The sequence below is a fragment of the Butyricimonas paravirosa genome (assembly GCF_032878955.1).
Classification (GTDB): Bacteria; Bacteroidota; Bacteroidia; order Bacteroidales; family Marinifilaceae; genus Butyricimonas; species Butyricimonas paravirosa.
Window position 1 is genome coordinate 265,246 of the sequence record NZ_CP043839.1, and the last position, 15,608, is coordinate 280,853.

Genomic DNA, 15,608 nt, shown 5'->3' on the forward strand with positions numbered 1-15,608 from the left:
AGATAAGTATAAGCCCGGCACGCATACTTAAATCGTCAATTGAATATCCAAAGTCCTGTTAATAATCTCGATCGCTTCCTCCAATGAAACTTCTTTAAAAACAACGGTTATCCGGAGAGTTGCGTAGTCCGCGGGTAGTGTTACGTGACTACCATAGTATTCATTCAGCGTTTCGATGACTTCAGATAAGGGGGCGTTATCAAATTTAAGGATTTGTTGTTCCCCTTTATCTTCTTTCGTGGAGATCATTAATTTCCTATCCTTTTTCCCATACTTAACGGACATTCCGGTTTCAAGGATACTTTCTTGTTTTTTATCTTGGGTGGTAACTTTCACCCGTCCTTTTTCCACGGCTACTTCAGCTTGAAGTTTTTGAGCAATCACTTGAAAGGAAGTACCCAATACTTCTACCTGAATTAAAGATGTTTCCACGATAAAAGGTTTGCTCGTGTCCCGTTTTACTTGGAAAAATGCCTCTCCCCGTAGGGAAAGTTCTCGATTTGTCTTTCCGAATTGAGCATTATAAGTCAAACGGCTATCTCCGCTTAGCATTACACGGGAACTATCCGGTAAATAAAATACTTTTGTTTCCCCGGTCCGGGAGAGTAAAACCGTTTCCTGAAGTGACGATTTATTCCAAAACCATAATACACCGAATATTAAAACAATGATAGAGGCAGCTACTGGCAAAATTCGCAAGTAGTGCGTCTTCGCAGGGAATTTCACTTTTTGTATTGCCTGTCGGGGGGCAAAAACTCCATATTTGTAACGCTTAGAACCTAATTCTATACGGCGCTTGAGTTGTCGAAATTCTCGTTGGTGGTCTTCACTTTCCCCCAACCATTCTTCCACTCTTTGCCCTTCTTTCGTGTTCGCCTCACCAAGAATATATTTTGCTAGTAATTCATTTTTCATACTCCCTATGTTTACGAGATTATTTTATCCGAAGAAGAACAAATAGATTTTTATTGCTTTATCTCTCAAAGCCTTCAATGCTTTTCCCATTTGCCCTTCAACAGTTTTAACCGAAATATCCAGTTGTATGGCAATCTCCTTGTATTTCATGCCTTGCTGTTTTGCCATCAAAAATATATTCCGTCGTTCAGTAGGTAAAGCGTCTATCCAATCCCAAACTAAAGCCTCCTCCTCTACCGATATGGATAAGGCATTCTCGTCTGTCAAGTACATTGCACTTTCCACGGAAACTTTTTCCTGATTCTTTTTCGCATATTTCACCGCCCGATTCCGTACCACCGTGTATAAATATCCCTTCATGTCTCCCACTTCCAAACTTCCAGCAACCGCCTTTTCCAACAATTCCACGAAGATCTGTTGTACAATATCCTCCGACTCCTCGTATGATTCGGTTATATTTAAGGCATACAAGCATAACGGTCGGTACAACTTGTTAAAATATTTCTCTAAAATAGTAGAGCTTATAGACATAAGAATAGTTTTACACATACACATTCGCAAATGTACTTAAATATATAAAAGCAATAAGTTATTTAGAAAATAATAATTTTCTAAATAACAACTATATTGTATAATATTAGAAATAATAATTTGTGAGATGGTGTCTCACAAATTGGGAAAGCCATATATAGCAAAACTACCCCATCCTCATAAACGCCTCGAAAAAGGCATCCCGATAGGTGTTTCCAATAGCTATTTCATGTGTTTTAATGAAAATATCGTTGTTGTCAAAGGAGTCTATATGCTTAGTATTTACGATATAGGATTTATTGACTCGTAAGAAATCATGCTTGGGTAATAACTCAAATATATTCTTTAGATTCATTCGGGTAATCACCCGTTGTTCATCCAATTGGATGATCACGTAATCTTTCAGTCCCTCGATGAATAGAATATCCTTGTAATTTATTTTAAAGTAGCGTCTTTCAGACTTTACGAAGAAGTATTCCGTGTTACCTGCCTCGATATTTTCTTTCTCTTCTTTTAATAATAAAGAATGGTAAGCAATTGCCTTGTTGACAGCCTTGTGAAAGCGTTCCGGATCAACCGGTTTAATTAAATAGTCGATAGCGTCGACCTCGTAACTATCCAAAGCATATTCCGTGTAAGCCGTGGTGAAAATGACCAACGTTCTCTTGGATATATTGTGAGCGAACTCGATACCCGTGATTCCCGGCATCTGAATATCCAAAAAGATTAAGTCTACCGGATTCTCTTCCATGAACTTTGATGCTCCGATAGCATTATTAAACATACCCGTCAGATTTAGTTGACTCGTATCTTTTACCAGTATTTCTATCGCCTCACGGGCTAACGGTTCATCATCAACAATAATACAATTCATAATATCAAATGTAAATATACGGTATAACTTATTTCACTTTCTTCTATCTCCAACGTGTAACGTTCCGGAAACAGCAATTCCAACCTGCGCTTTATATTCTTTAGTCCCAACCCTCCCACTTCATTTTTCCGTAAAGCGATTTTAGGCTTTGAATTTATACATTGAAATTCCAGTTGTTTATCCCAGACCTTAAAACCGAGATAGACATACGATGAATTCTCGCTATCCACGTTATGTTTCACGGCATTCTCCACGAAAGGAATAAACAATAATGGTGGCAACCATACCTCACTAATATCTCCTTCTTTGGAAATAACATACTCGAATTTATCCCGTCGAACCTTCTCCAGATTCAGAAAGTCATTCAAAAAATGGATCTCAGAACTCAACAACACCTGTTCTTTCGCACTGTCGTTAATTTGGTAACGCAACATATCTTCAAGCTTGAAAAGCACCCGGGAGGCTTCTTCTGGATTTTTCTTGATCAGCACGTTAGCATTATTCAGCATATTGAATAGAAAATGTGGGTTGATTTGTTTCTTGAGAAATTTCAATTCGGATTGTAATGTCGAAGAGGCCAGTTCGTCTATTCGTTGGCTGTAACCGATCCAGTATTTAAATAGTAGCAAAGCCGACGTTCCGAATATTAGTAACCCAAACGAAATAATTGACGTGATCATGTTTAATATGATATATGGATTTCCATCCTCGTAATTTGCACTAACCTCTTGAACATTCATCTGCAAAATTGCGATAAATACAAGCGAGAATGATGTCAGTACCAACATGGATGCCAGATATTTCAATAATCGGCCCTTTATTAAAAAACGAGGGGCTAACACATATAAATTAAAGTAAATGATCACACTGGTAAGCAAAAAATAAAATACCCACCCGTAAAAACGTTCCCAAGTCAACACTAACTCCCCTGATTGATTGGCAAATATACTAATTGTGATACAGGCAAGAGTTAATAGTAACAGAAAATGTCTCACGAACTTAAAACGTGGAGATAACAGGAAATCCGGAACGTGATTATCAATCAAATTACTCATGGTTTCTGTATTTTAAGTTTCAACATAATTGTCCTTTTAGCAACAGATAAGGTATAATCGTTTCCATATAGCAATTTCAGTCTCTGCCTGATTTTCGAAAAGTCATCCGGATGCAGTAAATTCCCATTATCAAAAGAGCAAACAAATTGAATCTCATTCCCATTCACATGAAAATTTAGATCAATCGAGCCAAATACAGGCTGACTGTATATCTGAATCACGGCTTGTTGCACGAAAGGAAGGAACAACAAGGGAGGGACAAATATCCGATGCACCTCCCCTTCGGCTGAAACCATGTATTGAAAACGATGGGAATACACCTGTTCCAAAGCGAGATAGTTTGTCAAAAAATCTATTTCAGCCTTTAATAACACCGCTTTCCGACTACAATCATAGAGTTGGTATCTCAGAATCTGGCTTAACTCCAATAACATCCCGGATGCCTCCTTCGGTTCACTTTTTGCCAAAACTGCAGTACGGTTAAGCACATTAAAAAGTAACTGAGGATTGACTTGGGCTTTCAATTGCTCCACTTCCGACTGCACATGAATTCTTTCCAGTTGGTTTACCCGGTTATTTTCTGTCATCCAATGTTTTAATACGATCGTGATTGAACCTCCCAGCATACACAAGGTTACGGTGGCAAAAGAGGAGATATAATTTAAAATGAATACTGGTTCCAGGATGTTTCCTGCACGCTGTCCCAACCAAATTCGTGCCGTATCTTCAATGATTGTCTGTATCCATAAAAGCACCAGCACGGTACCAAATATCATGACTGTATACGTTAGGTATCTCTTCTGCATGAGATACCGGGGTACCAACACGTAGATATTCAAATAGGCCACGGCCAAGTAGGAGGCCAAATTCCCCAGGGCAATCCAGTAGAGCCTTATTCCAAGTGCTGGAATTTCCGGTTGGAAGATAACATACGTCTGGTTAAAAGAAATGGCAGCAAGTGACACGATAAACAGAATATGTCGCCAGATCCGGAATTTCGAATTTACCAGAAGATTATATAGGAAAGCCTGTCCTTCCGTGTTGATTTTAAACATTCGAGGTTTTATTTGATGGTTACAAAGTTACGATCTTATTCCTAAATCGGATTAAAATTCTAATTTATAACTGACATTCGGCAAAGAGGTGGCTCCACGGATGGGTTTTATCTTATCGGTCTTAAAATTATACTCATGCCCGTAATATTCTTCGCATCCCGTCGTGTTCAAGGACTTGATCGAGAATTCGTGTGACACCTTTTTCCGGTTGATTTTATACCCCACGGAGAAATTCGTGATAAACATCGGTGAGAATTGTTTGGAAAAAGCCTTCGTTTCATCATATTGCACTTCCCGGTCCGGATCGAGTAACGTGGCTACTTCATCCACGGGGGCATAGCGGTCTCCCCCTTGCAAAGTTATTTTAAAGTTCACACTGAACATATTTTGCCTGTCACGCCCGACCATCCATTCCTTGCCACCCAACACGTTGACAATAAAATTCCGATTATACAACGTGTTACGCCATTTCCGGTCTCCCCCATAATATTTTGAATCAAAAATGGATGCCGTCACCATGTAATAAAGTCCCTTGTTTAAATAGCGTTCCAGCGTGATGTCTACCCCGATATTACGTCCTTTCCCCCGGTTGACCAGAGCGTTCTCCACGTAAAAATCTCGTCTATTCAGCACGGAATAAGAGCTGTCGGAAATAACAGGTACATCATACAATTGTTGGAAATAAGGTTCTATTTTCATATTCATGTTATCCGATACTTTGAAACCATACGATAACATCACGTGATGCGCCCTCGTGAATCCCAAGTCTTTATTCACGGAACGATCACCCGTACCTTGTGTTTTCACGAAATAAACGTCCATTTTTTCCATCCGGCTATGTAACCCGTAAGCGAGAGCAAAAGAACTCTTCGGTGAAAATTGCCATTTAATCCCGGCCCGGGGTTCCAGAGTCCAGCTATTATTCAGTGTCAGGACCTGTGCGTTAACTCCCACGTTTAAAGTGACCTGTTCGCTTATGCCGATAGATGAACTCGTGTAACCGGATATTAAATCCGTGTTTCCTTTACCTTGGGAAATTAATTCCATGGGATGCATTTGATGGGGGGCCAGATTCATGTCCATGTCGTAATACATCTTCGTGTAGGTTATCCCTGTTTTATTCGTGAACTTGGCACTGAATTTCCGGGTAATGGCAGTGGTGAATATCAAGTTCGTATTACTCCGGTTTAAATCGAGGAATGGTGCCGAATTCAAATTCCAGTCATAACTTGTCATCGTCCCCTCGTGTTTGAAGTAGGTAACCGCTAACGTCGTTTTCAGTTGTGTCTCGTTGTTAAAGAAATAGCGGTGACTAATACCACCGGCTCCCATGTATTGTTTGGTACTGGATTTCATCATGTCACCAATCGATTCCCACTTGTCCGTGTTCTCCTCAAAATCTCCTTTTGACTTGTCTATCAAGGCTGTTCCCCAAATCGAGAAGACACCCGCTTTACGTGTCGGCAGATTCAATTTGAAATTCAAATCCTGATAATCCAAAGTCCCGTCAATATCAACAGCCCCGATGTTCCCCAGCAATCCCGTGGTGGAATAACGATAATTGAAAATGTAAGAAGAATTGTGTTTTCGGGTCAAAGGCCCCTCCGAGGCAAAATCAATTCCTAATAAGCCGATCTGAAACGTATTCTCGATCTTTTGATTATTCCCGTTACGTAGCTTCATGTCAAAGACTCCCGACACGGCATTATCGTACTCCGCGGGAAAAGCTCCGGTAAAGAAATCCGAATTACCCAGTACGAGACTACTTAACCCGGATAAAATTCCCCCGCCAAGAATGGACAAATCTGCGAAGTGATTGGGATTCGGGATTTCCACGTCTTCCAGTTTCCATTGCAATAAATGCGGAGCATTTCCGTGAATGGATATTCCATTCGTTGACATACTGGGAGAAATCCCGGCAAAGGAACTTACCAAGCGGGCCGGATCATCCATTCCCCCGGCATATCGGCTTGCCTCCTCCACGCTGAGCATCCGGGCTCCCGTGGTGACCATCTTGTTTAATGGTTGTTCTTTATTCAATTGTGGTCGAACCATCACTTCATCCAGTTCTTTAATGCTTTCTTTCAATGGAATGGTCAAATAGACTTCTTTTGAGGAAGTTACCAGTATCTCCCGGAAAATAGTTGGCTCGTATCCCACGAAAGAAGCCCGTATATCGTGTCGGCCGATCGGGACATTCTTGATGACAAAACGGCCTAGGGAATCCGTTACTCCACCGACCTCCGTTTTCCCCATGAGATACACGGATGCATAAGCTACCGGATAACCCGATGCGGCGTCAATCACCCGTCCTCGTACACTCTGGGTTAAAATTCGTCCCTCTTTCTGTCCCCATACATTCACAGATAACATGAAAAGGAGAAAATATATGCCGATGATTCTTTTCTTGCTTTTAATCTTGCTCATGATTTGGAAAATCATGTCAAAAAGCCCGTTTTTCCATCCTTTACGATTCAGTTCTCCCCCTAAAACTTCTTCTAAGGCGTCTAAAACCTTCTCGCAGTCTGTTACACTTACACTTGTCATTTGTGATACTTCTGTTATTATTTCCGTCTTATTCATATCCAATACTTTTTGATTACGGGACAAAAATAGACTCAGGGCAGAAGTGATTTAAAGAAAAGAGACAAAACACCCGGTTTTGTATACGAAACAAAAGTATATTAAGAATTCTGTTACATTTGTTCCATGAAATCGGTTCAAATTAACCCAATGAAATTAAGGGAGTAGATTAAGTAGAAATAAACCAATCATCATGGAGGCGGGTAGTAACCACCCGCCTCCATGAAGTTAGCCTTAAAGATTTTTATCGTGAAAATTATTTAAAAATACGCACTCTTTCCTCTATCGGATTAAACTCTTTAGCCCCGGGTTCTTGTAAAGGCGCTCCGAAAGGCATCTGGGCGATTAATTCCCAAGTTTCCGGTAATTGCCATTCCTTAGCTACCGCTTCATCAATCAATGGATTGTAATGCTGTAATGAAGCTCCGAATCCGGCATCTTCCAACATGGTCCACACCGCCAGTTGGTGCATTGCCGAAGTGTGCTGTGACCATACCGGGAATCTATCCTGATAAGTCGGAAATGATTTTTGCAGGCCTTCCACGATCATCCGCTCTTCAAAGAAAAGCACCGTACCGTAACCGGATGCAAAGGATTTATCAATTTTGTTTTCAGTCGATTTGAAAGCCTCTGCGGAAACTATTTCCCGCAACGTATCTTTTACGATATCCCACAGTTTCGTATGTTGATCACCTAATAAAAGCACCACTCTCGTTGATTGAGAATTAAATGCTGACGGTATATTTTTAACAGCAAATTTTACGATTTCCTCTATCTCTTCGTTAGAAATAAGTGATTTATTCGAGAGAGCATAATAACTTCTCCTATGTGCCAAAGCTTCTTTAAATTTTCTTTCCATATATCTCAATGATTTATTTTCTACAATATACGCATTTTTTCTGAAAAGGTTAGATTATTTAGAATAAATCAAATTAAAAAACATTACAATAATACTTTATTCTCTCCGTAATCATATCTTTTCCCCATTATTCATTTTGAATAATGCAATTTGAATAATGAGAATAAACTTTTAATATTTTATACTACTCCCTCCAACTCTCCTTGTGCAAGAGGGAGTTGGAGGGAGTAGTATAAAATATTATAAAAGACTAAACGCACAAGTCACCCCGGCCATCACGATAGCCACCATGCTCATCAATTTAATCAGAATATTCAAACTCGGTCCGGAAGTATCCTTAAACGGGTCGCCCACGGTGTCGCCGATAACTGTTGCTTTATGATTATCAGAACCTTTACCACCAAGGTTACCTTCTTCAATATACTTTTTAGCATTATCCCAAGCTCCACCTGAATTTGCCATGAAAATAGCCAGCACGAACCCGGTACCCAATCCTCCGGCCAATAACCCGATCACACCCGAAACGCCAAAGATCAATCCCATGACAACCGGAATAATAATTGCCAACAAAGACGGGAAAACCATTTCATGTTGAGCCCCTTTCGTGGAAATCTCCACGCATTTAGCGTAATCCGGTTCTCCTTCCCCTGTCATAATTCCCTTGATTTCCCGGAATTGCCGACGGACTTCATTCACCATTTTCTGGGCAGCACGCCCTACCGCATTCATGGTCAAACCACAGAACACGAAAGCCATCATCGAACCGATGAAGATTCCGGACAACACCTTCGGATTCATCAAAGTAACATCATAGTAATTCATGAAATCCGTCAACGTGGCATCAGCCGTCCGTACCACGTTGTCTCCAATCTTCAACACTTCCTCACCCATCCGCAACAAACCGATCTTAATTTCCTCGATATAAGAGGCTATCAATGCTAACCCAGTCAATGCAGCCGATCCGATAGCAAATCCTTTACCCGTGGCAGCCGTCGTGTTACCCAGTGCATCCAGCGCATCCGTACGGTGACGGACTTCCTCTCCCAACTGACTCATTTCAGCGTTACCCCCGGCATTATCAGCAATCGGTCCGTAAGCATCCGTGGCCAAGGTTATACCTAACGTGGAAAGCATTCCCACTGCTGCGATACCCACACCATACAATCCCATGGACATATTGGCAAAACTAAATTCTGCCGCAAACAGGAACGAGAGAATAATACCCGCAACAATCGTAAGTACTGGGATGGCCGTTGAAATCATTCCAGTTCCAATTCCCTTGATAATCACAGTTGCGGGACCCGTTTCCGAACTTTTAGCAATATCTTGTGTCGGTTTATAAGCATGAGAAGTGTAATATTCCGTCGCTTTCCCGATAATAATACCCGTTACCAACCCCACGATCACTGATCCGCATATCCAATAACTCAAACCGAGCAAATGAATCACCAAGAAACTGGCTCCCACGATTAACAAGGAACTCACGTTAATCCCCCGATCAAGGGCCCGCAATAATTGTTGCTGAGAGGCTCCTTCTTTCGTCTTTACCAGAAATATACCGAGCAATGATAAGATCACCCCGAATGCAGCAATCAACATCGGAGCCAATATCGCATTAAATTGTGCATCTGGCTCCATACGGAATGCCGCAGCTCCTAGCGCTGCCGTCGCCAGTATCGAACCACAATAAGACTCGTAAAGATCGGCACCCATTCCGGCCACATCTCCCACGTTATCCCCCACGTTATCCGCGATAGTTGCCGGATTACGAGGATCATCCTCCGGAATTCCGGCTTCCACTTTACCTACCAAGTCCGCACCGACATCCGCTGCCTTCGTGAAAATCCCTCCACCCACTCTGGCGAAAAGTGCCTGCGTGGATGCTCCCATTCCGAAAGTCAGCATCGTGGTCGTAATCACGATCGCCTTTTCCGTCTCTGTAGCCTCTTCCACAAAATAATCTAATAATAACCACCATAAAGAAATATCCAATAGAGCCAGACCGACAACAACCAATCCCATGACTGCCCCCGAACGGAAAGCAACTTTCAGCCCGTCATTCAAACTCCTACGTGCAGCATTGGCTGTTCTTGCAGATGCGTAGGTAGCTGTTTTCATCCCGATATAACCGGCTAATCCGGAAAAGAATCCTCCTGTCAGGAATGCAAACCATACCCACGGATTCTGTAAACGGGGTCCGTAAGCCATCCATGCAAAAAACGCACATAAAACAAGAAAAACAAGGGCTACCACCCGGTACTGCTGACGCAGATAAGCCATAGCTCCTTTGCGTACATGCCCGGCAATACGTTTCATCGTGTCGGTTCCTTCCGACTCTTTCATCATCCCTTTAAAAAAGATCCTTGCGAAAAGGAGAGCGGTAATAGCACATACAGGTACTATCCAAAATAGATCGTTTAACATGGTATTATATATTTGTAGTTAGTAAAAGTCGTACAAAAAATACTCGTCAAGATTTAAACGAACCCTGATGAGTAAAAGTACAAATAAAAATGAAAAAATATTCCCGATCTTTTATTTTTTTTACAACTAAAAATAGATTTCCCTTGTTGAAAAATCACTATTCACATTTAGCATAAAGCTCGAATTGTCCCGATTCGGTAATAAGAACTTCATAGAACTCCCCTATTTGCAGTGCTTTTCCACTTGTCACGAACACTTCTTGATCCACTTCCGGGGAATCATATTGCGTACGTCCGACAAAATAATCCCCTTCTACCCGATCTATCAAAACCAAAAAACGTTTTCCCACGCATGATTCGTTGATAGCGGCAATAACCCCTTCTTGTAACGCCATCAACTTTTCAGCCCGTTTATTTTTCGTCTCTTCGGGTACATCATCCTGATAATGCTTGTCACAATACGTGTCATCCTCGTGAGAATATGGGAACACCCCTAAACGTTCAAATTTCATCGTTTTTACAAAATCTTCCAGTTCTTGGTAATCCTCTTCCGTCTCTCCGGGATGCCCGACCATCAGTGTTGTGCGCAAGGCAATCCCCGGCACTTCTTCCCGAATCTTGTTGATGAGATCTATCGTCTGTTGTTTTGTCACCCCTCTTCGCATCATTTTTAGCATGTGATCACTACAATGTTGCAAAGCAATATCCAAATACTTACATACGTTTTTCCGTTCCCGCATCACGGTAAGAAGTTCCATGGGAAACCCAGCCGGATAAGCATAATGCAATTTGATCCACTCGATGCCCGGTATATCTGCAATCCGGTCCACCAATTCAGCCAACCTGTTTTTTCCGTATTTATCAATCCCGTAATAGGTAATATCCTGTGCTAACACCAACAACTCCTTCACCCCCTGTTTGGCCAGCCGTTCTGCTTCATCAACAATCTCCTCGAACGGACGTGATTTGTATTCCCCCGTCATAATTGGAATGGCACAATAAGAACATCCCCGATTACATCCCTCGGATATTTTCAAATAAGCGTAATGTTTCGGTGTCGTCAAATGGCGCTCGTTCCGCAGTTTCTCGTCATAACTTTTACCCAATTCCGCAAGAATCCCTTTCCAATCGAATTTCCCGAAATAAGCATCCACTTCCGGGATCTCTTTCTTTAAATCCTGATCATAGCGCTGGGATAAACATCCCATAACGTATATCTTTTCAACTTCCCCCTCCTGCTTCCGTTCCACTTGCTCCAAAATCGTATTTATAGATTCTTCCTTCGCATCCCCGATAAACCCGCAGGTATTGATGACAACAATTTTCGCATTCGAGTTTTCAACATCCACTTCAACACCATACCCCGCCTTCTCCAGTTGTTTCATCAATAACTCCGTATCCACTAAATTCTTGGAGCATCCCAAGCTGATAATATTTACTTTCTTCATGCCATATTCTAATTTGCCGGCAAAGGTAATAAAATCTTCAGCGACTTTCCGTATCTTTGCTGCGGAATTCAAGCAAATGCTCTATCATGGATTATAATATACAACAATGGTTACCGACCACCAAAAAAGAAGTCGAACAGCGGGGATGGAAAAGTATTGATGTCATTCTTTTCACGGGAGATGCCTACGTGGACCATCCTTCCTTTGGCGGGGCCGTTATCGGGCGACTTCTCGAATCTCTCGGACTGAACGTAGCTATCGTCCCCCAGCCCAACTGGCAGGATGATTTACGGGATTTCAAGAAATTGGGCAAACCGAATTTATTTTTTGGAATCAGTCCCGGTTGTATGGATTCCATGGTAAACCACTACACGGCAGCTAAAAGACGCCGTTCAGATGATGCCTACACCCCCGGCAACCGGAGTGGCGCACGCCCCGATATGCCGACCATTGTTTACACCAAGATATTAAAGGAACTTTTTCCCGACACTCCCGTCATTATCGGGGGGATAGAAGCCTCTTTAAGACGTTTCACCCACTACGATTATTGGAAAGATTCACTTAAACCGTCTATTCTTCATGAAAGCCAAGCAGATATGCTAGTATATGGTATGGGAGAGAAACCTCTCACCGAAATCTGCCGGATGCTGCAAAGAGGTATTCCTTTTCAAAGTTTAACCAATATCCCGCAAACCTCCGTGATCAGGCACAAAGACGAGAAATACGCCACTAACAAGAAATGGCAAACCATCACACTCGCCTCTCACGAAGAGTGTTTATCGGACAAGCAAAAATATGCCACAAACTTCCGGTATATCGAAGAAGAATCCAATAGTATTCATGCCGCAAAACTGATACAACCTATCGGAGATGAATTAATAATCGTGAATCCGCCCTACCCGCCCATGACCACGACAGAAATAGATGCGATTTACGATCTGCCGTTTACCCGTTTGCCCCATCCTAAATACCGGGGTAAAGAGATTCCGGCTTATAACATGATCCGCCATTCCATTACCATGCATCGCGGTTGTTTCGGGGGATGTGCCTTTTGTACGATTTCCGCCCATCAGGGAAAATTTATCGCATCCCGTTCCGAGGCATCCATTTTGCGAGAGGTTCAGCATGTTTGTGATATGCCCGACTTCAAGGGAACGATTACCGATTTAGGAGGACCTTCCGCCAACATGTACATGATCAAGGGAAAAGATCATCGTATTTGTGAGCAATGCAAACGTCCGTCCTGCCTACACCCGACCGTGTGTAAAAACTTAAACACCAACCATTCGCACCTTTTAGACCTATATAACCAAGTGCGTAGAGACACTCGGGTGAAACACTGTTTTGTGGGTTCCGGTATCCGGTACGATCTCTCCATGCATCGCACGGGCAATAAAGAGATCGACGCCATAAACCGGGAATACTTGGAAACCGTCATCAAACACCACGTGTCCGGACGCTTTAAAGTCGCCCCGGAACACAGTTCCGACAACGTGCTACACCTGATGCGCAAACCCTCGTTCAAGCTTTTCCGGGAACTGACAGCTCGTTTCAATGCCATCAACAACAAAGAGCATTTAAAACAACAGATTATACCCTACTTCATCTCGTCTCATCCGGGATGTAGCCTAGAGGACATGGCTGACTTGGCCATCAATACCAAAGAATTGGATTTCAAGCTGGAACAAGTACAGGATTTTACCCCCACTCCCATGACATTAGCCACGGATATGTACTATTCCGGTTTTCATCCCTACTCCCTGCGCAAAATTCAATCGGCCAAAACAGAAACCGAGAAAAAACGCCAGAACATATTTTTCTTCTGGTACAAACGGGAATTCAAAAGTGAAATTATCGGTATCCTCACGAAACTGAAAAGAATGGATCTCGTAAAACGGTTATATTCAAATAAAAATAAATAAATATTCATTTTTTCATGATTAATCATTAACTTTGAATCACGTAATTAAAAGGAATATGCGCTATTATACTTGGATAATGTTATTTTTTCTATTCACCTCGTGTACTCACCACCAAGCCGTGAAGAGTAATCAGCGAGGTATGGACTACATTACCCGAGAGCAACCCCGGAAAGCCTTGGAAGAGTTCAACCATGCGATCTCGTTGGACCCGGATTTCTTTTCCGCCTATTATAACCGGGCTATTATCCGGGCGAACCTCAAGCAAAATGAAGAGGCCCTTAAAGATATTAATTACGTGATAGCCAATGTCCCTGATCATGCTCTAGCTTATTATAACCGGGGAATCATATACGAGAATCTCGGTCAGCCAACCCAAGCTATCCAGGACTATAGTCACGCTATCAACTTACAGCCGGATTTATTGGAGGCATACCACTACCGCGGTATCGTTCGTTATGGAATGAAAGATTTAGACGGAGCCCTCGCCGATTACAACAAGGCAATTTCCCTCGGCTTAAAATCAAGTGCCGTATATTTCAACCGAGGGGTCATCTTTCACCAGAAAGGCCAACTTAGCGATGCCATTGAAAGCTACTCCCGTTCCATTGAAATCGATCCTTCCAATGCCAGAGCCTACTATAACCGAGCTATTTCCAAGCTGATTGTCGATAATTACAAAGAAGCCCTTCAAGATTTGGAAATCTCAAAACGCCTCGGTTACTCGAAAGCAGCAGAAATTATCTCGCAATACTATTAATTAGTCGCCAAGATCTTGTATTACCTTCTTTAACCGATCTTGCGTAGTATAAGGATAAGTTTTGTATGTGCAATCTTCATGTAATAATTTCTGGAACCACGGCTTTTGGACTTCTTCGTGTACATCAATCCATATATCACTATAATCTTCCTCCGATATATTAAGATTTTCTACCAATGTTTTATCGTTCTTCGCTACATTCAGAAAATTATATAATGACTGTATAATATGAAACTGTACATACCCTCTTCGTTTCCCAAGCGTGTATTTTAGATATAACCGAATAACTTCCCCTCCATTTTCGTGAGTATAGCGAGTATTTTCAAGTAAAAACACCACGTAGGCTTGTACGGCACGTAATAATGGTTCATCCCACTCTTCTTCTCGCATATCCTTTAAAACATTCCCTTGTTTCATGCAGTCTTCGATATTATAATCCGGTAAATAATTGTGCCGGAATCCATATCTAACACACCATTTTCGCACTTTTTCCCGGGGTGAATAATCAAGTAATAGAATCACAGCCATAATCCGGCCCCAGTAATACAAAGGCTCTATAATATCAATCAGCATAAGATCCCATTGGGGGGTCATTTCATATAATGCCAATCCTACATAATAAGTAAACTCTCCATGTTTGGCAATACTCTTTAACAATGGAATACTTTCAATGTCATGAGATACCCCCAACAAGATAATTCCCATCTTGACCACTTCCCTATCCGGAGTTTCCATGACCATCCAACGTCCTAATTCTTTCATTTGCGGAGTGATCACAACTTTTCTCGTGGCCAATTCATTTATAAAATCACGGTGATAATTAATAATGGGAAAACCTTTCAATAGATTATAAAATTCGATTTTAGCATTTATATTTCCCCGATTTACATAGGCCTGAAACATATCTGCAAGTCGTTTGATAAATTCTGGATTAATCTCTTTGTCAAACTGATAATAATCCATGTAATCGTCATACGCCGGAAAATACATACCTACATCATGTCGTAAAGGAATCCGATCCGGTAAGCAATCAAATTCATCTTCATCCGTGACATATTTTAGGGGATTCTGGACAAACCGAAATATAGATAACCGATTTTCCCAAGGCAATTTTTTATCCAAAGAATCTTTCTCCATACCCACGCTTTTAAGTTACACCAATAATTCATTCAAATTTACAAAAAAC

At 41.7% G+C, this 15,608-nt stretch carries 12 protein-coding genes; 2 read left to right on the forward strand and 10 right to left on the reverse strand.

Annotation, left to right across the window (positions count from 1 at the left end):
* Positions 1-27 precede the first annotated feature (27 nt).
* From F1644_RS01045 to rimO, 9 genes are all read right to left on the reverse strand, one after another.
* Positions 28-915, reverse strand: coding sequence for a FecR domain-containing protein (locus F1644_RS01045; RefSeq protein ID WP_118302338.1), 888 nt, complete (start codon positions 913-915; stop codon positions 28-30).
* Between the two features lie 24 nt (positions 916-939).
* Positions 940-1,446, reverse strand: a complete 507-nt coding sequence (locus tag F1644_RS01050) for a sigma-70 family RNA polymerase sigma factor (protein ID WP_229782381.1) — start codon at positions 1,444-1,446, stop codon at positions 940-942.
* Positions 1,447-1,612: 166 nt separating this feature from the next.
* A complete protein-coding gene (locus tag F1644_RS01055) occupies positions 1,613-2,320 on the reverse strand; it encodes a LytR/AlgR family response regulator transcription factor (protein ID WP_087420254.1) in 708 nt (235 codons plus the stop codon).
* Entirely contained in the window at positions 2,317-3,375 is a 1,059-nt protein-coding gene (locus F1644_RS01060) for a sensor histidine kinase (protein WP_118302334.1), read from the reverse strand. Before F1644_RS01060 ends, F1644_RS01055 begins: the two co-directional genes overlap by 4 nt.
* A complete protein-coding gene (locus tag F1644_RS01065) occupies positions 3,372-4,430 on the reverse strand; it encodes a sensor histidine kinase (RefSeq protein WP_118302332.1) in 1,059 nt (352 codons plus the stop codon). The genes F1644_RS01060 and F1644_RS01065 overlap by 4 nt, the downstream gene beginning before the upstream one ends.
* A gap of 51 nt (positions 4,431-4,481) precedes the next feature.
* Positions 4,482-7,019 (reverse strand): carboxypeptidase-like regulatory domain-containing protein, encoded by a 2,538-nt coding sequence (locus F1644_RS01070; protein ID WP_189021487.1) that lies wholly within the window; start codon positions 7,017-7,019, stop codon positions 4,482-4,484.
* A gap of 250 nt (positions 7,020-7,269) precedes the next feature.
* Positions 7,270-7,872, reverse strand: coding sequence for a nitroreductase family protein (locus F1644_RS01075; protein WP_118302330.1), 603 nt, complete (start codon positions 7,870-7,872; stop codon positions 7,270-7,272).
* Between the two features lie 240 nt (positions 7,873-8,112).
* Positions 8,113-10,296 carry a sodium-translocating pyrophosphatase gene (locus F1644_RS01080; RefSeq protein WP_118302328.1) on the reverse strand — a complete coding sequence of 728 codons (2,184 nt, stop codon included), beginning with the start codon at positions 10,294-10,296 and terminating at the stop codon, positions 8,113-8,115.
* Positions 10,297-10,453: 157 nt separating this feature from the next.
* A complete protein-coding gene (gene rimO, locus F1644_RS01085) occupies positions 10,454-11,743 on the reverse strand; it encodes a 30S ribosomal protein S12 methylthiotransferase RimO (protein WP_118302326.1) in 1,290 nt (429 codons plus the stop codon).
* Between the two features lie 83 nt (positions 11,744-11,826).
* Between rimO and F1644_RS01090 the strand changes: the two genes are divergently transcribed.
* Together F1644_RS01090 and F1644_RS01095 are read left to right on the forward strand one after the other, a co-directional pair.
* Complete coding sequence (locus F1644_RS01090) at positions 11,827-13,665, forward strand: YgiQ family radical SAM protein (RefSeq protein ID WP_370819013.1); 1,839 nt, start codon at positions 11,827-11,829, stop codon at positions 13,663-13,665.
* A 55-nt stretch (positions 13,666-13,720) separates the two neighbouring features.
* Positions 13,721-14,422 (forward strand): tetratricopeptide repeat protein, encoded by a 702-nt coding sequence (locus F1644_RS01095; protein ID WP_229128279.1) that lies wholly within the window; start codon positions 13,721-13,723, stop codon positions 14,420-14,422.
* Here F1644_RS01095 and F1644_RS01100 read toward each other — a convergent pair whose 3' ends face one another.
* Entirely contained in the window at positions 14,423-15,559 is a 1,137-nt protein-coding gene (locus F1644_RS01100; RefSeq protein ID WP_118302322.1) for a hypothetical protein, read from the reverse strand.
* Between the last annotated feature and the right edge of the window lie 49 nt (positions 15,560-15,608).

What these genes read in the sequence shown, in the direction of transcription:
- F1644_RS01045 (WP_118302338.1), bottom strand. Translation starts at nt 915, where the DNA reads ATGAAAAATGAATTACTAGCAAAATATATTCTTGGTGAGGCGAACACG.
- F1644_RS01050 (WP_229782381.1), bottom strand. Translation starts at nt 1,446, where the DNA reads ATGTCTATAAGCTCTACTATTTTAGAGAAATATTTTAACAAGTTGTAC.
- F1644_RS01055 (WP_087420254.1), bottom strand. Translation starts at nt 2,320, where the DNA reads ATGAATTGTATTATTGTTGATGATGAACCGTTAGCCCGTGAGGCGATA.
- F1644_RS01060 (WP_118302334.1), bottom strand. Translation starts at nt 3,375, where the DNA reads ATGAGTAATTTGATTGATAATCACGTTCCGGATTTCCTGTTATCTCCA.
- F1644_RS01065 (WP_118302332.1), bottom strand. Translation starts at nt 4,430, where the DNA reads ATGTTTAAAATCAACACGGAAGGACAGGCTTTCCTATATAATCTTCTG.
- F1644_RS01075 (WP_118302330.1), bottom strand. Translation starts at nt 7,872, where the DNA reads ATGGAAAGAAAATTTAAAGAAGCTTTGGCACATAGGAGAAGTTATTAT.
- F1644_RS01080 (WP_118302328.1), bottom strand. Translation starts at nt 10,296, where the DNA reads ATGTTAAACGATCTATTTTGGATAGTACCTGTATGTGCTATTACCGCT.
- rimO (WP_118302326.1), bottom strand. Translation starts at nt 11,743, where the DNA reads ATGAAGAAAGTAAATATTATCAGCTTGGGATGCTCCAAGAATTTAGTG.
- F1644_RS01095 (WP_229128279.1), top strand. Translation starts at nt 13,721, where the DNA reads ATGCGCTATTATACTTGGATAATGTTATTTTTTCTATTCACCTCGTGT.
- F1644_RS01100 (WP_118302322.1), bottom strand. Translation starts at nt 15,559, where the DNA reads ATGGAGAAAGATTCTTTGGATAAAAAATTGCCTTGGGAAAATCGGTTA.